The following is a 22358-nucleotide window of genomic DNA, read 5'->3' as shown; positions in this document are numbered from 1 at the left end:
AATCGTTGGAACATGGGCATCCATAACTCTAAGCGGACTCCAGAGCCGTTATTTTCTCGAAACTCGTTATTTTCAGCCTGAAGCGGACTACAGTTCCGTTATGCTCCAAATCATCGTCCAAATCCCTGTTTCCAGAGGAAATAAGCGATTTCCAGTCCGCGTGGAGGTGAAAACAGCGAAAATCAGCTGAATAAGGGATTCTCAGTCCGCTTCCCTGCCGATTCAACTCTTCGGAGCCGATTCGTGAATCCGTGGGGTGGAAGCTTTTTGGAGGTCAGGCTTTCTGTTCAGCCCTTCCGCAGAATCGTTAGGGCCGCTGATTGATCTAGCCGGCAAAAGGCACACAAAAAAACCGCATCTGCTGCTTAGGGCAACAGACTGCGGCTTGCGTGTGATAGACAATAAAGCTAATTGAACCCATATATCTTACTTAAGGTGTGTACTGCTGCGTGATGGAGACGATCTGTCCATTCTGGATGGTGATGTGGTAAGGAGATTGGCTTAGATCGAAAACATCAGTTTTGGCAAATTCCTGAGTGAACTGCTGCAGGCTGAGCGCCTCGTTCCAGTTAATGTCCAGTTCCTCAATATTACCAGTGTGGTCGTAGATCTGCATAGTTACTTTGGCATCAGGGGCTACCGGGTAAGAAGTCAGCGAATCGCTGTCATTCACGATATAGTAACCGTCGGGTACACCGCCGATTTCGGCTGCGGCTTCAGGCTCACGTTCAGCGAAGATAGCATCGGCCGCTGCGCCTTCGTACCATGTAATTTCGTCCCCGGTAAGGGTGGTTTGACCCTTATTGGTTTCGAGTGCGTGTATGTAAACCGTCAAGTGCTGGATATGATCGCTGCTCTGGGCTTCTGCGGTCTTCATGGTCGTGCTGGCCGTAGTCACGAGGGAGAGGAACAACAGGACCAATACAGGAAACAGATAGACATTTTTGTTTTTTAACATTGTGGAATTTCCCCCTTGGCATAATATGACACGGTGTAAGTCTATATACCTAATTACCCTTCGGTATAGTTCTCAAACGTGTTCATACCCTAATAACGTTGATTTTCAAAAAATGTTGCAAATATATTTTCAGATCTCCCTGCAGGAGCCGATCCAATTATTGGGTTGCTTACCTCCAGCATCATCGCGTTGCCAGTTATCGTCGTATAAAGCCTTAATCCGGGGCATATTAAGTTATCCAACTATCGGCTGAGAGGTGACTGGGATTGAAGGAGATCTGGCAAATATACAAGAGGGATTGGCTGAGGCTGTTCAGGATACCTGTGGCCATGCTGCTGATTGCAGCGCTTGTTGTGCTGCCCTCAGTCTATGACTGGGTGAATGTGGCGGCCGTATGGGACCCGTACAGCAACACCTCCGGGATCAAAATCGCCGTAGCCAGTCTGGATGAAGGTGCGGCCGTGCAGGGTACAAGCTTCAATATCGGTGCGGAGGTACTGGAAAGCCTGCGGAGCAATAAGTCACTCGGCTGGAGGTTTACAGATGCAGAGGCTGCGGTGGACGGGGTGCGGCGGGGGGATTACTATGCGAGCATTGTGATTCCGGCGGACTTCTCTGAGCGGATGACCGGAATTCTTGAAGGTAAGATGGAGAAGCCGGAGATTGAATATACCGTTAATGAAAAAATCAATGCGATTGCTCCAAAAATTACAGCCAAGGGTGCTTCCACGATCACCACGCAGATCACCGAGCACTTCACGGAAACGATCAGCAGTACGGTTCTGACCGCCCTGCGCGGGGTAGATGAGGAATTCCAGTCCGAGCTGCCCGCTATCCGCAGAGTGGAGGCCGGGCTGTTCAAGCTGGAGGCGGAGCTGCCGGAGATTGAGCAAGCCGGCAGGCTGGTACTGAAGCTGCAGGAGGATTGGCCGGAGATCTCCTCTTCTGCGGAGCGGATTGCCGGACTGGCCTCCAGGCTCCCGGAGGTAGAGCAGGCGGGAAAAGCCGTGGAGCAGATCGACGAATATTGGCCGCAGATTACGGCTGCCGCCGGACATCTGGAGGAGCTGCAGGAGAAGCTGCCCCGGATTGAACGTGCTGCCCTGCTGGTATCCGAGCTGGATTCGAACTTCAGCAAGTTGGACGGTGTGCTGGACCGGGCAGAGGCCCGGTTGGAAGAGGCCGCAGCCGCAGTGGACACTGCGGCCAAGGTTCTGCCGCAGGCTGACCGGATCACCGCTGCCGGCAGCAGCTTCGGGCTTGCGCTGCAGCAGTTCCTGGCCGGGAACGGCACAGCCTTTGCGGCTGTCCCCGGGGTTGTGCAGCAGAACTTGTATCTGCTGCAGCAGGCCGGGGAAGCGGCCGTGCAGTTGACCGCGCAGCTGCGGCAAGATGCCGCGCAGCCAAACGAGGCGCTGCGGCAAGATGCCGCGCAGCCAAGCGAAGCGCTGCAGCAAGACGCCGCGCAGCCAAGTGAAGCGCTGCACCAGAGTGCGGTGCAGCAGGAGCCCGCGCAGCAGAGCGCTGCGCGGCAGCTGCAGCTTGCCTCGGCCCGGCTGGCCGCGGCAAGCGAAGGGCTCGCCCACACAGCGCAGCTGCTGGGCGCCCTGAACACACTTGCGCCCGGGACCGCGGGCGCAAGTGATCTCCGCGCCGTCGAAGCGGCGCGGAAGCCCTATGCCGCCGCAGCTGCGGAGGCGGCGGCACTGGCACAGGCTGCGCAGGCAGGCGCGCAGCCCACGGAGGCTGAGCTGGACCAGCTCAGCCTAGCGGCAGGGCAGGCGGGAGCTGCCCTGGAGGGGATCATCCCGCGGTACAACGCGGGAATTCTGCCCGCAGCGGAGCAGGTGCTGCAGCAACTGACTGCGGATGCGGGGAATGCTGCTGCAGCGCTGCAGCATATTCCGCAGCGGCTGGCCGCGCTAGACACCATACTGGAGGAAGCGGGGACCGCCATCCAGTATGGCCAATCCGGCCTGGCAGCCCTGCGGCAGGATTGGCCGGCCATCCGCGAAGAGGTGCATAAAGCAGCGGGGGGCATGACAGAGAAGATGGCGGCATTCAGCAATCTGGTCACTAACGTACTTCCGCGTATTAAGGAAGGACTGCCGGGGGCCGGGGCGCAGATACACGAAGCGGCCGAATTTGCCAGAACCGGACTGCCTGCGGCGGAGGTGAAGTTCCGCAAGGCGGCGGATTTCATTACTGCCGGATTGCCGCGGGCAGACCAGGGAGTGGAACGCGCGGCGGAGCTGGTGCGCAGCGATTTGCCTGCACTGATGGCATCGGTCCGCAAAGCGGCAGCGACGCTCCGCGATATCAAAGAAGAGGTCGATCTGGAGGAAATTGCCCAGCTGCTGGGCGGCGATATCCAGAGCCAGAGTGATTTCCTGGCGAATCCGGTTGTACTGAAGCAGCAGACATTATATCCAATTCCCAATTATGGATCGGCGATGACGCCTTTTTATGTCGTGCTGTCCCTATGGGTAGGCGGTACCCTGCTGATCTCGCTGCTGCGCACGGCAGTGGATACCGGCGGAATCCGTTACCTTGGGTATCAGCTCTATTTCGGACGCCTGCTGACCTTTCTTACAGTCGGTGTTCTTCAGGCGCTGGTGGCGGTGCTGGGCAATATCTTCCTGCTAGGCTGTTATGTTGCTGATCCGGTCTGGTTTGTCCTGTTTGCCGTACTGATCAGCGTGGTATTCGTGACGATTGTCTTCACGCTGGTCTCGGTGTTCGGCAGTATCGGCAAAGGGATTGCCATCGTATTTATGGTGCTGCAGTTCTCCAGCTCCGGCGGCACCTTTCCTATTAGTACCACCGGACACTTCTTTCAGGTACTGAATCCGTTTATGCCCTTTACCTATGCGATCAGCCTGCTGCGTGAAGCTGTTGGCGGTCTGCTGCCGGAGGTAGCGATCCGTGATGCGCTGCTGCTGGTCTTGTTCGGCGTGCTTGCGCTGCTGCTGGGTCTTACGCTGCAGAAGCCGCTGCAGGGCTTCATCCGCAAAGCGGCCGCGCAGGCAGAAGAGTCGAAGCTGATTTCATAGATAAAATGGGGATATATAACATTTATTCCGTCTTTGTCAACCTATTTTGAACCGTTCAAACCGGATTGACCTGTATAATAGGGGGACTTATTATATAGGAATATCTGGAGTAATATTCGAATATATGGTTTTTTGAGGGGCGGTATTGGTTTGCATCACAAGACTACAATTCAAGCGGAGCTGGCCGCTTTCCTAAGAAATGAAGGAATGACGATTAATCAATTCGCAGGGGTATCCGGCGTTAACTCCGGAACACTGAGCAGTATTATTAACGGCAACCGTCCCATTGCCATGCAGCAGCTGGACCGGATTACCTCCGGGATGGGGCTGGCTGAAGGGGCGTTCTACGAACTCTATATAGATGAATGTGTCATTCATTCCACACCCGACTGGCGGCGTCTGGGCCCGTTCCTCCACCGCTGCGCGGAGTTGAACAAACTGGAGTGTATCCGGCAGGTCGTCCTTATTATAATGGACAATATTACATATGCCCCCGTGCTGTTTGATACAGCGGAACAATTCTACGGGCAAGGCAACTATCAGGCGGCGGCTCTGCTCTATGAGGGCGTTGCCGACAGTGAGAAATACCAGCATTCGGAGCGGCTGGCCTTATGCCAGTACCGGCTGTTCACCATTAGGGTCGGCCAGGACCGGGAGGCGGACTTCCGGGCAGCCACGCGGTTCGAGTATTTCGTGGAGCGTCTGGATGAGAGCGATCAATTAGGCGCTTTGCAACAGCTGGCCGATGTCTATCTGTCATTGCAGTACTGGGATAAGGTATGGCTGCTGGCCGAAGAGCTGTACCGTAAGACAGCGATTCAATATGAGATTAAGCATCACAAAGTCAGAAAGCAGAAAGAGCTGAAGGAACCTCCGAAGCCGCTATGCTTCTATATTTTATACGCCTACTGGCTGCAGTCCGTGGTATGTGACGGGCGGGGCGAATATGAGCGTGCTTTGCATCATGTAACTTTATATTCAGAAATGGACTGGATTGTGGAAGATTCAGAGGAAGTCCGGCAAATTAAAGAGTATTTCAGCAGTCAGGCAATAGTTAATACTTATCTGTTCCGTTTAATGTGCGGAGATTTGGAAGTGCTTCATAACTATGTGGAGTATATCGGCACGGGCGGCACCGGCCTGCTCCCCGGAATGCTGAAGGCCGTTCAGGCAGCCAACCGGTTTCACTGGAATGTGGATGAGCTGATCGGGCGGTTCCTGCCGCAGGTAGAGCAGGAGTGGTCTGCCCCGGGGCATGGCAAGCCGGGAGCGGACCTGCGGGATAAATACGCGGAATTGCTCTATGAACTGGCGGGATATTACCTGCGTGCCGGAGAGCAGGAGCAGGGATTCCGCTACTTATTCCTAAGCCTGGAGGCTTCGGCGGAACTGGGCAGCGAGACCTGTGTGATCCGCTGTGTGCGATTGTTTGAACAATATCGGCCGCAGGCTTCGGCTGCGCAGCAAGAGGATTATAAGCAGCTGATCAATAAAGTACAGACTGCCCATGCCAGCAGACACCTCGCGCCGGCAGGCAAATTGTAAGAGGAATATTATCCGCTATAGGCTTGCAACTATAGTAAAGCACCGTCCCATTTGCGGACGGTGCTTTTAAGTGCAGATATTTGCTGCAAATTGAATTGCACGGCGGGCTATGCCGTTTAAGAACACAATAAGACATATTTTCCTCCCGCAGTTGCTTATCTTGCAGGTGCAAAATCAGCCACTTCACGCAGAATGCCTTCAATGACTTCCAGTGTATCCGGCTGAAGAACGGCATTTACGGCTTCGGCGTTCTCTTCGATCTGCTCCGGTCTGCTGGCCCCGATCAGCGCCGAGCTTACTCCGGGCTGCCGCAGTACCCAGGCCAGTGCCAGCTGCCCAGGCCGGTTTCACTGACTTTTAGTCCGGTATTGCCCAATTTTCTGTATTTCATCTTCTTCCCATTCCTTTCATAGTTTTTTTGTGCACTTTTTTAGGTTGTCTCTGTGTTTTTTCTGTTATGATGAGGACCAGTCCAGTTGATCGTAACATATCCTCTTAATTAAGAGTAAGAACATAGAGAGTTTCCTTTCTAACTTATCCCAATGGCTTATCATACCGGCTCTGACTGGACAATCGGGCAGTACAAGATGAACGGTGACAAATAGCAATAACGGGCAAAGTTCATACAGTGTGGGAATTAAAAATAAGTAAAATAGTTAAATATGGAGTTTGGAATGGAGTTCTGAAAGATGATGGAGAAGATGAATACCCGGAGTCCGGTCATTTGCAATTTAGAGGATGCTGCAGACCGGATGATTGAACTGCTAAGCCAGATTTTTACGTCAAATACGATTATGATTACGATTCACGGTTTAGGCTTGGTTCCCCTGCTGCGGACCTTCAACCGGGAAGCGCCTATCATGAAGGAGGAGGACAATTTCGCCCTTCTTGATCCTATTCGCAGTCTGGTTATTCTTAATGACAATAAGCCGACACTGGTCGCTGACACGCATAATCATCCCGGGTCCACTGCCCTTGAATTTATACAAACACGGGGCATACACTCGTTCATTGGCGTTCCTCTGATCACGGAGCAAGGGGAGGTTGTGGGGACGATCTGTCTGATGGACCCTGCAGCCGGCCTTCATACGAAGGAAGACCTGGATATAATAAGCGCCATGGCCTATTTTTTCACCTATATTATGAATTTGGAACGAAAAGTTGAATTCATAGAACGGCAGAGCCAATCCAAGCTGGACCTGTTTGCCATGCTCAGTCATGAAATCCGCACCCCGATGAACGGCATTATCGGCATGACCGATCTGATGATGACGACTGAAATGGACGAGCAGCAGCAGTATTACATGGAGATCATTGAGTCGAGCAATGCCAAGCTGCTGCAATTTCTGAATGATGTTCTGGATTTCAGCAAGATGGAAGCGGGCAAGCTGGTCATTGAAAAGGAACCGTTTGATATTATTACCGCACTGGAGGAGAGCGTCTATTTGTTCTCCACCAAGGCTTTTGAGAAAAATCTGGAAGTCATTCTGAATGTGGATTCGGAAATTCCCCTGTATGTTCTGGGTGATGCCCCCAAGGTACGCCAGATCATCATGAATATAGTAAGCAACGCCCTGAAATTCACCCACGCTGGGGAAATCCTTATCGAACTGAAATCGTTGCCTGTCCGCGGTGAAGAAATAGGGATAAGGATTACGGTGCAGGATTCTGGAATAGGTATTGCGGAAGACAAGCTGAAGCTGCTGTTCAACAAATATACCCAGGTTCACCAGAGCAGCGAGCTTCATCATTACGGAGGCACCGGACTGGGACTGGCAATCTGCAGACAGCTGGTGGAGCTGATGGGGGGAGAGATCTCCGTTGAGAGCCAGGAAGGGGTAGGGACGAAGCTGGAGGTCACTCTGTATCTCGAAAAATATACAAGCCTGCCCTCGATTCCCTTCGAGAAAGATGTGCTTGACGCAATTAAAATCCTGGTTGTTGATGATAATCAGACCAGTCTGCATGTTATCTCTTCGGTACTCGAGGACTGGAGTGTGGCAGTTACTTCCGCCGAGACTGCCAAGCAGGCAATGGACTTTTTGGCAGTAAACAAAGATTATGATCTGATCCTTATGGACAAGGATATTGAGGGCACAGAGGCTACAGAGATTGCCAAGCAAATGCGTCAACTTGCTCCGGGCAGGAAGCTGCCCGTAATTCTGCTTGCTCCCCTGGGAACGAATCTGGACGAGGAGACCAAAGCGCAGTTCGCCTCCATCATTATCAAGCCCATCCGCAAGGTCCATCTGCTCAATAACATATTGGCTTTGCTGAAGCACAGTAAGCCGGAATCCTAATTGCGCATTCTCCTGATATAATTGAATCAAATTATAAGGCGAAAGGTGAGTATACATGTCTATATCCATTTCCGGTGCTAACAAGGTATTTCTGTTTCAAGGGGATTCCATTACAGATGGCAACCGTGACCGGGGCAATGATCTTAACCATATCCTCGGGCACGGCTATGCATACATAGTTGGCAGCAAATTAGGCAATGAGCTGGCGGAGCTGCGGCCGGTATTCCATAACCGCGGGGTGAGCGGAGACCGGATCTCCGATCTGTATGCGCGCTGGAACGAGGATGCGATCTATCTGCAGCCGGATGTACTCAGTATCCTGGTCGGGGTTAATGATATCTGGAGAACGATGATGGGCGACCCGGGCGGCATCACGGACCGCTTCGAACGCGCTTACCGCCATGTACTGGAAGAGACACGCGAAGTGCTGCCGCAGACCCGGCTTGTACTCTGCGAGCCCTTTCTCCTGAAGGTAGGGGCACCGGCAGAGAATTGGCCGGAATGGCTGAAGCTCCTGACTCATTATCAGGAGGTTGTCCGCAGCCTTGCGGAGGAATTCGAGGCTGTGCATGTACCGCTTCAGGCTGTTTTTGAGGCGGCTGCAGCAAGAACGGAAGCCGTATACTGGGTCTGGGATGGTGTGCATCCAACGGCGGCCGGCCACGATCTGATCGCTGCAGAGTGGCTGAGAATTGTGGGGCAGAGCGGGATTCTGCAAGGGTAAACCAGCCCGTTCTCAGCTCCTCTTAGACAAATTAGGGTTACAGCGACAATAGTGACAACAGAAATAAGGGTAACACCAGTAAGGCAAGAGTAAAAGTAAGAGTAAGAGTAAAAGTAAGAGTAAAAGTAAAAGTAAGAGTAAAAGTAAGAGTAAAAGTAAAGTAACAGTAAAAGTAAAGTAAAAGCAATTGTAAGGTATTTGCAGCAAAGTATACAAATACTGCAGCACTAGAGCCTGTTTGAAGCCGGGATGTTACCGGAATTCAAGCGGGCTTTTTGGTTAGGTTACTGTAGGGAATCATGAGTTTCGCCTGTTGCGGATAAGTTTCATTGGGATGTGGAGCGGATCTGCCAGTCAAAGGGATAAATCCTTCTGAAGCAGCCGAACGCGGGCGGCAGGAGGAAGTGAGGAGCATTAGTGCCCCTGAATCTGCCGAGAGCGGGCGGCAGGCGGGAATGAGGGGCAAAAGTGCCCCTGAATCTGCCTAACGCGGGAGGCAGATGGGAATGAGGGGCATTAGTGCCCCTGAATCCCCCGAAAGCGGGCAGTAGGCGGGAATGAGGGGCAAAAGTGCCCCTGAATCTGCCGAAAGCGGGCGGCAGGCGGAAATGAGGGGCAAAAGTGCCCCTGAATTCGCCGAGAGCGGGCGGCAGATGGGAATGAGGGGCATTAGTGCCCCTGAATTCGCCGAGAGCGGGCTGCAGGCGGGAATGAGGAGCATTAGTGCCCCTGAATCTGCGGAAAGCGGGAGGCAGGCGGGAATGAGGGGCATTAGTGCCCCTGAGTCTGCCGAAAGCGGGCGGCAGGCAGAAATGAGGGGCATTAGTGCCCCTGAATCCGCCGAGAGCGGGCGGCAGGCGGGAATGAGGGGCATTAGTGCCCCTGAATCCGCCGAGAGCGGGCGGGAGGCGGGAATGAGGGGCATTAGTGCCCCTGAATCTGCCTAAAGCGGGAGGCAGACGGGAATGAGGGGCAAAAGTGCCCCTGAATCTGCCGAAAGCGGGCGGCAGGAGGGAATGAGGGGCATTAGTGCCTCTGAATCTGCCGAAAGCGGGCGGCAGACGAATGAGGGGCAAAAGTGCGCTTGAATCTGCCGAAAGCGGGCGGCAGGCGGAAATGAGGGGCATTAGTGCCCCTGAATCTGCCGAGAGCGGGCGGCAGGCGGGAATGAGGGGCAAAAGTGCGCTTGATTTCACCGGCGGCTGCCCGGAACTAGTCTGTCTGGAGTGGCGTGGGTGGCCTTAATCTACTTAAGCTGCACAGGCTCCATCAACTCCATCAACTCCATAAGCTCATAAGCTCCAGCTCAATTTGCCTTCCGGGTGATTTTTTTCTTTGCCGGGCAGAGGTTGGCGAAATAAGCTAGTTGCCCAGTTGGCTGCTGGTTATTGGCTGCTGGGTGCTGGGTGTTGCTTGTTGCTTGCTGGTTGTTGGCTGTTGGTTGTTGGTTGCTGGAGCAGGTAAGCGTACCGCCAGCAGATGAAGCGGACTGAAAAGACCCTATTTTCCGGAAAACCCCTTTTCTGAGGGTTAAGCGGACTGAGAATCAGCTATTTTGTTCATTTGGGCGTGAAATGGGCTGCGGGAGAGCCATTAACGGAATCTGAGTCCGCTTAGCCAGCAAATCTTCCAGATTTGGGCAAATAGCGGATTTTCAGTCCGTTTGATTAGTTGGTTGTCCGGGCAGATGGGCTTTGATAAGCTCCGCCAAGCACTCGCAGAGGACATGCGGGAGTGCTAACATGCAAATCCGCTTCAGCCATAAAACCTCATCCATGAAGGCGGCAACTCGACTTTATTTTTCAGGAAAGAGGCTGCCTGGCGAAAGGAGAGGGAGGAATTCCTCTGAATCCGGCTGGGACGGGGAACTGGTGGAATGAGCGGGAACAATTCCCTCGAATCGGGTTGTCCCAGAGGAAATCCCCTCAAATTATGTTGGAGCGGGGAAATTGGTTCCCCTCCCCTTGTACATACGGTAAATCCATGCTCCGCATACGGTGATTTCACTGTATCTTAAGCGGCTTATTGCCCGGCCCCGGGTCCGGGTGACATAATCGAAGAGCAGGCATGTACACAGGAAGGCGTGAAGAACTTGGACTATTTCCGGAAGCAATCGTTCCGCAGTAAATTAAAAACCGCATTCCTGGCGGTGATTCTCCTCTCTGTGCTGATGACCGGAGGACTGTCCTATTCCATCTCGGCGGCGATCCTGGAGAAGAATGCGCTGAAGCTCACCCAGGATACCGTCGTCAAATCGGCACAGATCATCGACGAGAAGCTGAACAAGCTGACACTGATTATGATGACCTTTATGATCAGCCAGCCTTTTCACAATATGATGAGGGATGTCGTCTCCGGGGACACAGGCAGATATTATACCCATCTGAATGATCTTGATAACGTTTTCTCACAGGCGCGGATTGCCGAGCCGCTGATTCAGTCCATCTATGTGTCCACGCCGATCGGGGAGTTCTACCCGTCGTCGATGAACCGCAACCGGCTGACGGAATTCAAGGATACGTTTCTATATGAGCGCATTGAACAGGAGAAGAAGAACCTGTGGGTCGAGGGCCATGAGGATATGCTGTTCTCCGGCAAGGACCGGGTGATCTCACTGATTCTGGAGCCCATATTCGATACTCCGGTCAGCGGTGTCTATATCGTAGTCAATATCCGCGAAGACGGCTTCCGCAAGCTGGTAAGCGGAGGTACCGGGGGCGGGGCGCGCAGCTTCCTGCTGAACGCTTCAGGTGAGCCTGTGTATTCTGTGAAGGACCCGCTGGTCCGGCAGGCGGTGGAGGGCGGTCATCTGACCGGTAGGATCAGCAGCAGCCGGGATCTCAGCAATACGTTCAGGCTGGGCGGTGAATCCTATCTGCTGAACTATGCCCATCTGGGCATCGCAGATTGGACGATGACCACAATCCAGTCCAAAGCCAGCGTGCTGAAGGATATGATCTATGTCAAGTGGATGCTTGTAGTGGTGGCCCTCGCCGCCTTCACGGTCACAATGATGGTATCCGGCGCATTTACCCGTTATCTGCTGAGGCCGCTGCAGGGGCTGATGAAGGTGATGAAAAAGGTGGAAAGCAACGATCTGACCGCCCGGTTCGAGAGCAGCAGCGGGGATGAGCTGGCTCAGGTCGGTATCCGGTTCAACCGGATGCTTGAGCAGATTGTGGTGCTGATCGGGGAAGTCACCGAGGCAGAGACGAATAAACGCTCGGCGGAGATCAAGGCGCTGTCGGCGCAGATGGACCCCCACTTCCTGTACAACACGCTGAATACGATCTACTGGAAGCTGAATCTGAAGCAGGTGGAGCAGTCGCAGCGAATGGTAGTGTCGCTGTCCCGGCTGTTTCAGCTGGGGCTGAATAAGGGGCAGGAAATCACAACGCTGTCCAAGGAGCTGGAGCATGTCCGCCAGTATCTGGAGCTGCAGTGCAGCTGCTATGAAGGGTTGTTCCGTTATGAAATCCACGTAGAGGATGAAGCGCTGAATACACTCCCTATTCCGCGCATTCTGCTTCAGCCGCTGGTAGAGAACAGCATTCTGCACGGCTTCCGTGATCTGGAAAGCGGCGGAGTGATTGATATAGAGATATTGGACGAGGGAGAACGCTGGTGCCTTACGGTCCGCGACAATGGAGCAGGCATGGAGGAGGATCAGGTCCGGGCACTCTTCTGGAGGGAATCGGATAAGGGGTATGCCGTGTCCAATCTGATCCGCAGGCTGCAGCTGTATTACGGGGACGGTGCGGTGTTCCGGGTGGACAGCGGGCCAGGCAGGGGAACGGCGGTCATCATTTCTTTACCCAAGAGGGAGGAGCATCAGGATGGACGATAATGGTGTGATCAGCTTGTGCATTATAGACGATATCAAAAGCGTAGTCGCAGGACTCACCTGCATGAATTGGGCGGACCAGGGTATCCGGGTGGCGGGTACGGCAGCCAACGGGGAGGATGGGCTGGACATGATCTCGGAGCTGCGCCCGGATCTTGTCATTACGGATATACGGATGCCGAGGATGGATGGACTGTCCATGCTGCGGGCCGTGCTGGAACGCCACCGGGACTGTAAGGTGATTCTGATCAGCGGCTATGCCGATTTTGAATATGCGCAGCAGGCTGTCCAGCTTGGCGCTTTTGACTTTGTTGTCAAGCCGTTTACCGAAGAGGATATTATGAAGGCGGTGCTGCGGGCGAGGGCGGAGATCATGGAAGAACGGTCGAAGCTGCTTACCCTGCGGGAGATGGAAAAAAGATTGCGGGAGAGTCTGCCGGTGCTGCGGCAGGAATATTTCGCCCTGCTGGTCAGCCACCGTACAGCCTGGGAGCAGGCGGCGGCCCGCTGGGAATTCCTGAATATCGATCTGAACCCGCAGGGGTTTGTGGTGATGCTGCTTGAGATCGATCACTTTCAGGAGCGGGCAGCCGAGCTGTCCATCCGCGAGGTGGAGCTGATCCGCTTCTCGCTGCTCAATATCACGCAGGAGACGATTGCCGAATATGCGCGCTGCGTAGTCTTCCGCGCCAGACATAACCGCTATCTGGCGGTTATGAATGATTGCAGCGCGGTCAGTGCAGTGGAGATTGCGGAACGCTGCTGCCGGAATATTGAACGCTACACCAAATTCACGGTTTCGGTCGGGGTCGGAGGCAGAGTGGAGGAGACGAGTGAGCTGCCCGATTCCTATCTGCAGGCCAACCGGGCGCTGGCCTATCATCTGTTCACAGAAGGCAATGCAGCCATCCGCTATGACGATATTCTCCCGGCCGGCAGCCAGGAGCCGCTGTCCCTGGAATACAAGGACGAGCTGCTGCTGGCGCTGCGCTCCGGTAATACCGGCAAGGCAGCGGCTATTCTGGAGGATATCTCGACAAGCCTCCAGAGTCTGGTCTCCCGGCAGAATCCGGATTATCTGCTCAGCCTGTACGATGAGCTGGCTGCCTCGGCGATCCGGAGCTTCTATGAGCTGATTCCGTATGCGGATATCCAGCCGCTGATCCAGAGATTCAGGGCTGTTCAGGGAACAGCCGGACTGCCGCTGGCTTCTCTCCAGCGGCAGCTGCTGGAGTTATGCGTGGAAGGGGCCGCACTGGTACGCAAGAACAGCCTGTCCGAGGGGCAGAAGGTCATCTATGCCTCACTCGATTATATTCAGAGCCATCTCTCTGAGGATATAACGGTAGGGGATTGCGCAGCTCACGTCCATCTCAGCGCGAGCTACTACTCCAGTCTTTTCAAGAAGGTGACCGGTATGACGGTCACCCAGTATGTGACCATGGAGAAGATCCAGAAGGCCAAAGCGCTGCTGGTAGAAGGGATGCCGGTGCAGGAGGTCGCCCTTGCAGCAGGTTACGAGGAGCGGCGGTATTTCAGCGAAATGTTCAAGAAGATCACCGGGCAGACACCTTCGGAATTCAGGGCAGGCTATCATCCTGACCGTCCGGAGGAGAAACCTTACCGATGACGAAGCCAGATCCGCATCGTTCCGGCGTCATTTATGCTAATTATTTCGCACACACGAAGCCCCACTCCGTTAAGTACGAAGAGGGGCTGACCTACTATCTGTTCCGGTTTCAGGCGGAAGGTACCTGCCGGGCGCTGGTGGCGGGCAATTACGAGACCATCATCCCCGGAGACCTGCTCATTTATCCTCCCGGTCAGCCCTACGGACTAAACGTTCAGCCCCGAAACCTAACAGCATCGGGTGAGACTCAGCCTGCTTCGGACTATTTCCTGGCCGGCAAGGGGGAGTGGCTGGACTCGTGGTGGGCTAACACAAGCCTGCCCGTAAAAACGAATATCGGTTTTGACGATACGGTGCTTACGCTATGGAAGCATATCATCAGCGAGAAGAAAAAAATGATGCAAAACCTGGACGAGATCATGGACTATCTTCTGAGAACGTTTTGCCTGACCCTGGAGCATGTGATTGGGGTCAGTCCGCGCACCAAGGGAGCGGATACCGCGTACAAGCTTAAGTTATTCATAGACAACCATGCCCATGAACCGCTTAGCCTGGAGCAGATATCGGCCTCGGCCGGGTTAAGTGTGTCCCGCTGCTCCTATCTGTTCAAGGCTGCTTTTGGCCAATCCATGTTCGCCTACTGTATCAGCGTCAGACTGAAGCTTGCGCAGCAGCAGGTGCTGTACAGTGGTCTGACGCTTGAACAGATTGCCGACAAAACGGGCTTCCAGAGCTATGCCCATTTCTGCCGGATGTTTCGGGGACACTTTGAACATTCTCCGGGAGAATACCGGCGCAGATTCGGATTCCGCTTCCATCCGGAGGGCTGCACAGATTAGACATCTGTATACAAAACCTGATTTTCTTGAAGCAGGATGGAATGCAGCTTCTCCACCTCTACATTCTGAACAATCCCGTCCGCATCAAGCGCCAGCGCGGCAGCCGCAGCAGCCGATTGCCCCAGGATCATGAAGACCGGCTCCATACGGATCGAGCCGTAGGCTGCATGGGTAGCAGATACACATACCGGTACGATCAGATTGGTGCATTCCGTCCGTTTCGGCACAACCGCCCGGTAGCTGATCGGGTAAGGCGCAGCCAGCCTCACATAGAATCCGCCCTCTGTGCTTACATGACCGTCTTCGTTCACATAGTATTGGGTGTGGTGCGAGTCCATGGCGAAGGAGCCCATTCCGATGGAATCGGGCACCGGGTTGTCCAGTCTGACATCATGCTCAGTAACCACATAATCGCCGATCATTCTGCGGGCTTCCCTGATATATAATTGGGGCGTCCAGTGGCCGCTGTCCGTAAATTCATCAAGCGGCAGCCCCCACGACTTGTAGACCGCCCGGATGTCCTCCGGCACCCGCGGATGATTCTGCAGAGTCCAGACATAACCTTGCTGATAGATGCGGTGGGCCTCCCATATTGCTTCTCTTGCCGGATAATCCGCCTCCGCATAGCTATGGTTCATTCCATTGTAATCCGTTGAAATGCCGCTATTGTTATTGGAGTCCGTCTTCTCTGCAGTAACCCAGTTTAATTTGAAGAAACGGGAGCGCTGTCCCTGCTCAATGGCCCGGAACAGAATTTCATAATCGGCCTCGTTATACCCCTCAGGCTTTCCAATCTCCAGGCGGTTGCCGGGATTGTCCGTCAGGCACATGCGGAAGTTATATGCCTGAAGCTTGTTGTCACCGTCACCGATGCCGCCGCCGCGGGTAGCATTGACACGCGGAAGCAAGCCGCTTGAAGGTACTCCTTTAATGATATAGGGATCAATACCGGCTGGAAGCTCATTCAGCTCGTCGCCGGGCTGAATACCGTTTAGTGTCTCTCTGTAAGCTGAATTCGGCTCCCGGCCGACAGTATAGGATACGCCGGATTTGCCCATCAGATCGCCTTCATACGTAGCGTCAATAAACATCCTGCTCCTATAGATGTTCCCCGATTCCATGCGTATAGAAGTGATTGTCGTGCCTTGTCTGGTCACCCCTTCCTGAAGCTCAAGCCTATCACCGCAGACAACTTTGATTTGGTGTTCGGCTACCAGGTCCTGCAATACTTCGAGCGCCACCTTGGGTTCGAACAGCCAGCGTGCCCCGTCCTGATTATATTTCCGGGCTACCCGCCGGTAGAATTCCAGGGACAGGCCGCCGACCGCTTGCTTCATTCCCACATCCGTATCTCCCAGACCTCCGCTGGTCAAGCCCCCAATACGCTGTCCCTGCTCGATTACCACCACGGTTTTGCCCATGTTTGCGGCTTGGACAGCAGCTGTAATCCCTGCTGCGGTTCCGCCGTAAATGACAATATCATACACTTGTTCCCGGTTCATAGTATGCCTCCTAATGCCTGATTTCACCTGCAGAAATTATCATAACCGCTGGCCGGCCAGGCGGGAATGATGGATCTTCCTTTTTGATTTGACGGATCTTACTGTTTTGTTCAAGCGGCTGATTTTATGGCAAAAGCCTTTTGAAATCAGGGGTTCCGTATGATAAGGTGATTCCTGAAAAACGGGAAACGCCCTTATCCTATGATGTATAACAGGAGGAACTATGAAACTATGAAACCGAAGAAACCGAAATTCCGCTATTTGGACAAACCGGCGCTTGAGCCTGTATCAGGCTGTGATTGGGCGGATAAAATGGTGTTGAATCCGGCGATTATTAAGGACCCTGATTCTGATGAAATCCATATGCTATTCCGGGCCACCGGACCATGGACGCACAAAAGAAGAGAGGGCTGTCATGATCCGTATCCGATTTTTCTGGGTTATGCGTGCAGCAGGGATGCGGGAGAAACCTGGGAGGCAGACTTCTCTAGACCCGCTCTGGCGCCCGCACTGGGGTATGAGGAGCACGAGCTGTACATCACGGATATTTACGGAAATGAAGTGCGGAATTATGCCAACGGCTGTGTGGAGGACCCGCGTATCTTTTATGTCGAAGAGGAGTTATACGTCACGGTGGCCTGCCGGCCGTTTCCCCCTGGCCCCTATTGGCTCAGCAGCCAGCAGCCTCCGGTGCAGACGCGGTTTGAATATGTTCCCGATTGGATTTTTACCGGAGACGAGGCCGACCCGTTCATTCAATCGGCCCGGGCCAATGACACGGTCAGTGTGCTCTACAGGCTGAATTTGGATAAGCTGAAGCAGGGTGAATATGAAAGCGCTTTTCAGTATGTGGGTCCGCTCACTGAGGGACAGGTCAGCGATAACCGCGACGTGTTTTTGTTTCCCCGGAAAATGAGGATTGCCGGTAAAATGCAATATCTGATGCTGCACCGGCCGATGAATGTCCTTCCCTTTGAAGGGGGAGAGCAGGCGGGTAAGCCATCGATTTATATGGCAGCAGCGGAATCCATAGCGGATTTGGCCTCGCCCAAAGCGGTGCACAGACTGCTGGCTTATCCGGTCTTTGATTGGGAGGAGAACCGGGTGGGTGCAAGCTGGCCGCCGATAGCCTTGGGGAATAGAGAGTGGCTGGTACCCTATCACGCGAAGAAAAATGTACAGTTCGGGTACACGCAATCCTTCATGATCCTCAGGGAGCAGGATAATGATTTCCCGGCTGTTATTCACCGGTGCTCTGAGCGTCTGATGTATGCCGAGCGGGATTGGGAAATGCCGGAGGATTATCCGACACCCTGCCTGTTTACGACCGGAGGCATTGTCTTGGGAGAGGATTTAATCATGTCTTATGGCGCGGCAGATCAGAAGGCGGGGATATCGTGGGTTAATTTTGCAGAATTGCTGGCGTATATCCGGAAATACGATGAGAACGGGAACCTGACCGGATAAGGAAGCTTCAGCAGCTAAGAACCATGGATTTCTGTCCCTAGAGAGTGAGACTGCCGCACTCCTTTTGCGGGGGAGGGGGCTTATAATGAGAACGAGCTCACAATACAAATGTTAATCAAAGGGGTAGAACGTATGCAGAAAAAATGGTTGGGTCTCAGCTTGAGCCTCATGCTGGCGGCAGGAATTGCAGGCTGCGGCGGCGGGAACAGCAACAAGGGTGCGGCAACTGAAGCACCTGAAGCGGGCACGGCAGCTCCAGCAGCAACGGCTGCTACTGGCGGTAATACTGCCGAAAGCGAGCCTGTACAGCTTAAATACTGGACGGACGACCGTCATGACCAGGAATATATCAAAGAGCTGATCAACAAGTTCAATGAGACGAACGGCGAGAATATCCAGGTGGAACTGACGGTGATGTCCGAGAACTACGCGCAGAGCGTCGATATCGCTTTTACCAGCAATCAGGCACCGGATCTGCTCCGTCTGAAGAGCGGCAATACAGCCGAATTTGTCAAAAAAGGATATCTGGCACCGATTGACGGTTATCTTACCGATGACATCAAAACGAAATTCGGCAGCGTAATCATCGACAATGTTAACCGTTTTGACGGCAAGGTGTACTCATTAGCTAATACCGGCCTCACCTTGCGTCTGATCTACAACAAGGACCTTTTTGCTAAAGCGGGTATTGACAATCCTCCGGTATCGCTGCAGGAAATGGTCGATGATGCCCGCAAAATTACCGAAGCCGGCAAATCCGAAGGTGTCTATGGCTTCGCGCTGAACTTCAAAAGTCCGAAATCGGCTTTTGACCGTTCGATCCGGGAGATTCTGTCCTTGAGCGGCTATCAGGGACTCGGCTTTGACCTGAAGACAGGGCAGTTTGATTTCGCACCTTACTCGCAGACCATCGAGTACTTCAAGCAGATGTATGAAGACGGCAGCATTCTGCCAGGTGCAGAGACACTGGACATCGACCCGCTGCGCGCCCAGTTTGCGGCAGGCAAAATCGGGATGTACCTCTCCTTCTCGACAGAGCCGGGGGTGTATCAGGACCAGTTCCCGACTGAAATCAACTGGGCAGGTGCCCTGGCTCCAACACTAGATGGACAGATTAAAGGAACCTCTGAAATCGTGTCCGCCGGTACCTGGCTCGGGATCAGTGCCAAATCGGCGCATCAGGAGGCTGCCTGGAAATTCATGCAATACATGTACGGTGACGATATTCTGAAGACTTATCATGAGAAAGGCTTCGGGATTGCCGTAGTGCCAACCATTGTGGAACAGGCCAAAAACCCTGAAATTAACGGCATGGAAGGCTTCCTGGTCGGCGAGCATGACTCGCTCTGGCCCGCAGTGCCAAGTGTTACTCCTGAGGGCTCTACCTATGCGGATGCTTTCTTCAAATATATCCTTGCAGGCGGAGACGCCAAGGCCATTACTGAAGATTTGAACACAAGATACAATGCCGCCTTGACCAAAGCGGTAGAGAAGGGCGAGGTTACCGTTACGCCGGACCCTGCCTTTGATCCGCTGAAACCGCAGGGAGAATAACAGGTTAGGAAGGGGCTTGTACGGGATTCCCGGCGCAGCCCCTTTGCTTTCCCCGAAGGAGGACCACATATGATTTACAAATGGAGAAGGCTTGGGGAGAACTCCCTGTTCCTTGCGCCAAGCATTATTCTGACGATTACTCTTGGCATCTATCCGCTGTTCTGGATGCTGCGCTATATGTTCTATGATTATGCCGGATATGGCGAGGCACTGTTCATCGGGCTGGACAATTTCCGCCGGCTGCTGCGGGACGGCCTGTTCTGGGAGTCAGTCCGCAATACCTTCGTCTTTGCCGGAGGCAAGCTGCTGCTGACCCTGCCTCTGTCCCTGCTGCTGGCGGTTATTTTGAATGGCAAACTGCGCGGGGTGAGTCTGCTCCGGGGCATCTATTTCATGCCGACCGTGATCAGTACGGCAGTGATCTCCGTTGTTTTTTATAACATCTTCAATTCCTATAACGGGATGGTTAACACAGTTCTGATGAAGCTGCACCTGGTCTCAGCGCCGGTCGACTGGCTGGGTCCGAAGCATGCGATGCTGACGGTTATCATCGTGGCGGTCTGGGGTGCGGTCGGCAACTATATGCTGCTCTTTCTCGCCGGGCTACAGAGTATTCCGCAGGATCTGTACGAGAGCGCGGCCATTGACGGGGCGAACGCCGGAAGACGCTTCTGGAATATTACGCTTCCGATGCTGGCTCCGGTTGCCCAGATGGTCATTATGCTGGCGATTATCGCTTCCCTGAAGGGCTATGAGAGCATCATGGTCATTACAGAAGGCGGACCGATCGGCAAAACCGAGGTCATGTATCTCTATCTCTACAAGCTGTTGTTCCCTGTATCCACCGGTTCGCCGGTAGCGCAGCAGCTGGGCTACGGCAGTGCCGTGGGCTTCGCCTCCGCCGTGATTGTCGGAGCGGTTACCGGACTGTATTTCTTCTTCAGCCGCAAAATGAACAAGGTGTATTAGGAGGTTGATTCAAATGAACGAACATGTGATATCCAAGCAGCCGGCCGGGCTGAAGCAGTCCGTCCCCAGGGAGCCCGGCGGCCATGCCGGAAGAATAGCGGTCCGGACGGTGATGTGGCTGTTCCTGCTGGCAACAGCGCTCCTGACCTTGTTTCCGCTGCTGATGACGCTGGCAGGCTCGCTGAAGACAGGGGCAGAAATGATGACCGGCGGCAGCTTGCTTCCGGCGAAGCTGCAATTCGCCAACTATGCGGAAGCCTGGAAACAGGCCAACTTCGCCCGCTATACCTGGAACAGTGCTTTTATGAGTGTAATGGTTACGGTGGGGACGCTGCTGGTAGCATCGATGGCCGCCTATGTGGTGGACCGGCGTGAGTTCCCAGGCAAACGGATATATGTCACGGTGCAGGCGTCCATGATGTTCATCTCGGTTGGTGCGATTGTGCTGCGCCCGCAGTTCGATCTGATGGTTGCGCTGCATCTGAATACGACGCTGTGGGGAGTCATTCTGATTCTGGTCAGTGCCCATTCCAGCACCTTCTTCATGCTGCAGGGCTTCTTCAAAGCGATCCCCCGTGAGCTGGATGAAGCTGCTATGGTCGATGGCTCCGGCTTCATCCGCACCTTCTTCCGCATCATTCTGCCGCTGCTGACTCCAGGACTGGGGGTTGCCGGACTATTCGCCTTCCGCCATTCGTGGAACGAATACATCCTGCCGCTGGTATTCACCATGACCAATCCGAAGCTGCAGACGCTGACTGTCGGGCTGGCGAATCTCCGCTACGGCTCCTCGGCCGCGATGCAGATCCATCTGATGATGGCCGGGGCCTGCCTGTCCATTCTGCCGATGCTGCTGGCATATATTCTGGCGAACAAGACATTCATTCAGGTTACGGCCGGTTCGGTGAAAGGGTAGCTATAATCTTGTATGTGCAAAGGAGAATCTTCCATAATGAACGATCTGACGATAGGAACACTTACCTCAAGTCCGGTGATGGTCCGGCATCCGCTTAACCCCATTCTGAAGCCTGCGGATGTCCCGTACGGGCCGGCCATGGTCTTCAACGCCGGAGTGACGAAATTCAAGGGCAGATATGTAATGGTATTCCGCAATGACTACGGGGAACAGAGCAAGGGGATCGTCGCTCCCCACCATACAACGAATCTGGGACTCGCCTTCAGCGACGACGGAGTAAGCTGGGAGGTGCAGCCGGAGCCGTGCTGGTCCTGGCATGATGAGGAAGTGGTCCGGGTGTATGATCCGCGCCTGACCGTGATTGGCGAACGCTGCTATCTGTGCTTCGCGGTCGATACGCTTCACGGCCTGCGCGGCGGGATCGCCGTGACGGACGATTTCCGCTCCTTCGAGGTGCTGAGCCTGTCGCTGCCGGATAACCGCAATATGGTACTGTTCCCGGAGAAGATCGGCGGCAAATATGTTAGGCTTGAGCGTCCGCTGCCGGTCTACAGCCGGGGAGGACTGGACCGCTTTGACATGTGGATGAGTGATTCCCCGGACCTGAAGTATTGGGGGAGTCACAAGCTGCTGCTGGCTGTCGAGAATGTGGCGTATGCCAATGACAAGGTGGGTCCCGGCGCCCCTCCCGTAAAGACGGACAAGGGCTGGCTGACGACATTCCATGCCGTGGATCTTGACCGCAGCCGGGGCAAGAACGGCTGGGAAGACAGCTGGAAGAAGCGCTATACCGCCGGGATTATGCTGCTTGATCTTGAAGATCCGGGCCGGATCATCGGCCGGGCGGCAGCTCCGCTGCTGGCACCGGAGGCGCTGTATGAGACCTCGGGCGGGTTCCGCAACGATGTGATTTTTCCCGGCGGGATGATCCTGGAGGATTCCGGGGAGGTCAAAATTTATTACGGTGCTGCGGATACGGTGGAATGCCTGGCGACTGCGCATGTAGATGACCTGCTCCGGCTGTGTCTGGAGAAGGGACTGAATAACTAAACCGGCC

16 protein-coding genes and 1 pseudogene are annotated in these 22358 nt (G+C 54.2%); 14 read left to right on the top strand and 3 right to left on the bottom strand.

What is annotated here, in order from left to right; all coding sequences use genetic code 11:
• Positions 1–430: 430 nt before the first annotated feature.
• The gene (locus tag MHI42_RS11735; protein ID WP_342423874.1) at positions 431–958 is read right to left on the bottom strand and encodes a hypothetical protein; all 528 of its coding nucleotides are present in this window, start codon (positions 956–958) and stop codon (positions 431–433) included.
• A 266-nt stretch (positions 959–1224) separates the two neighbouring features.
• Here MHI42_RS11735 and MHI42_RS11730 point away from each other — a divergent pair, with 266 nt between their 5' ends.
• Both MHI42_RS11730 and MHI42_RS11725 read left to right on the top strand, forming a co-directional pair.
• On the top strand, positions 1225–4011 hold the full coding sequence (locus tag MHI42_RS11730; protein ID WP_342423873.1) for a YhgE/Pip domain-containing protein: 2787 nt from the start codon (positions 1225–1227) through the stop codon (positions 4009–4011).
• 207 nt (positions 4012–4218) lie between these two features.
• The gene (locus MHI42_RS11725) at positions 4219–5556 is read left to right on the top strand and encodes a transcriptional regulator (protein WP_342423872.1); all 1338 of its coding nucleotides are present in this window, start codon (positions 4219–4221) and stop codon (positions 5554–5556) included.
• Between the two features lie 155 nt (positions 5557–5711).
• On the opposite strand, the pseudogene MHI42_RS11720 reads toward MHI42_RS11725, so the two are convergent.
• A pseudogene (locus tag MHI42_RS11720) lies at positions 5712–5891 on the bottom strand (aldo/keto reductase); the annotation flags it as partial.
• A 354-nt stretch (positions 5892–6245) separates the two neighbouring features.
• Between MHI42_RS11720 and MHI42_RS11715 the strand changes: the two are divergent.
• From MHI42_RS11715 to MHI42_RS11685, 7 genes are all read left to right on the top strand, one after another.
• Positions 6246–7856 (top strand): ATP-binding protein, encoded by a 1611-nt coding sequence (locus tag MHI42_RS11715; RefSeq protein WP_342423871.1) that lies wholly within the window; start codon positions 6246–6248, stop codon positions 7854–7856.
• Between the two features lie 55 nt (positions 7857–7911).
• Entirely contained in the window at positions 7912–8580 is a 669-nt protein-coding gene (locus tag MHI42_RS11710) for an SGNH/GDSL hydrolase family protein (RefSeq protein WP_342423870.1), read from the top strand.
• Between the two features lie 608 nt (positions 8581–9188).
• The gene (locus MHI42_RS11705) at positions 9189–9527 is read left to right on the top strand and encodes a hypothetical protein (protein WP_342423869.1); all 339 of its coding nucleotides are present in this window, start codon (positions 9189–9191) and stop codon (positions 9525–9527) included.
• Positions 9528–9645: 118 nt separating this feature from the next.
• On the top strand, positions 9646–9825 hold the full coding sequence (locus MHI42_RS11700; RefSeq protein ID WP_342423868.1) for a hypothetical protein: 180 nt from the start codon (positions 9646–9648) through the stop codon (positions 9823–9825).
• 847 nt (positions 9826–10672) lie between these two features.
• Complete coding sequence (locus MHI42_RS11695) at positions 10673–12427, top strand: sensor histidine kinase (RefSeq protein ID WP_342423867.1); 1755 nt, start codon at positions 10673–10675, stop codon at positions 12425–12427.
• Positions 12417–14054 (top strand): response regulator, encoded by a 1638-nt coding sequence (locus MHI42_RS11690; protein WP_342423866.1) that lies wholly within the window; start codon positions 12417–12419, stop codon positions 14052–14054. Before MHI42_RS11695 ends, MHI42_RS11690 begins: the two co-directional genes overlap by 11 nt.
• Positions 14051–14893, top strand: a complete 843-nt coding sequence (locus MHI42_RS11685; RefSeq protein ID WP_342423865.1) for an AraC family transcriptional regulator — start codon at positions 14051–14053, stop codon at positions 14891–14893. Before MHI42_RS11690 ends, MHI42_RS11685 begins: the two co-directional genes overlap by 4 nt.
• On the opposite strand, the gene MHI42_RS11680 is transcribed toward MHI42_RS11685, so the two are convergent.
• Positions 14890–16395 (bottom strand): FAD-dependent oxidoreductase, encoded by a 1506-nt coding sequence (locus MHI42_RS11680; RefSeq protein ID WP_342423864.1) that lies wholly within the window; start codon positions 16393–16395, stop codon positions 14890–14892. The two genes, MHI42_RS11685 and MHI42_RS11680, sit on opposite strands and share 4 nt — an antisense overlap.
• 231 nt (positions 16396–16626) lie before the next feature.
• Between MHI42_RS11680 and MHI42_RS11675 the strand changes: the two genes are divergently transcribed.
• The 5 genes from MHI42_RS11675 (at position 16627) to MHI42_RS11655 (ending at position 22351) form a co-directional block, all read left to right on the top strand.
• Positions 16627–17862, top strand: a complete 1236-nt coding sequence (locus MHI42_RS11675; RefSeq protein WP_342423863.1) for a hypothetical protein — start codon at positions 16627–16629, stop codon at positions 17860–17862.
• 132 nt (positions 17863–17994) lie between these two features.
• Positions 17995–19416: an extracellular solute-binding protein gene (locus tag MHI42_RS11670; protein ID WP_342423862.1), complete on the top strand. Its 1422-nt coding sequence runs from the start codon at positions 17995–17997 to the stop codon at positions 19414–19416.
• Between the two features lie 69 nt (positions 19417–19485).
• On the top strand, positions 19486–20385 hold the full coding sequence (locus tag MHI42_RS11665) for a sugar ABC transporter permease (protein WP_171718783.1): 900 nt from the start codon (positions 19486–19488) through the stop codon (positions 20383–20385).
• A gap of 13 nt (positions 20386–20398) precedes the next feature.
• Positions 20399–21301: a carbohydrate ABC transporter permease gene (locus tag MHI42_RS11660; RefSeq protein WP_042134873.1), complete on the top strand. Its 903-nt coding sequence runs from the start codon at positions 20399–20401 to the stop codon at positions 21299–21301.
• A gap of 36 nt (positions 21302–21337) precedes the next feature.
• Positions 21338–22351, top strand: coding sequence for a glycoside hydrolase family 130 protein (locus tag MHI42_RS11655; RefSeq protein WP_342423861.1), 1014 nt, complete (start codon positions 21338–21340; stop codon positions 22349–22351).
• Positions 22352–22358 lie beyond the last annotated feature (7 nt).

Origin of the sequence: Paenibacillus sp. FSL E2-0178, assembly GCF_038593005.1 — a bacterium.
Lineage (GTDB): Bacteria > Bacillota > Bacilli > Paenibacillales > Paenibacillaceae > Paenibacillus_AQ > Paenibacillus_AQ phytohabitans.
This window is presented reverse-complemented; position numbering and strand designations above follow the sequence as displayed.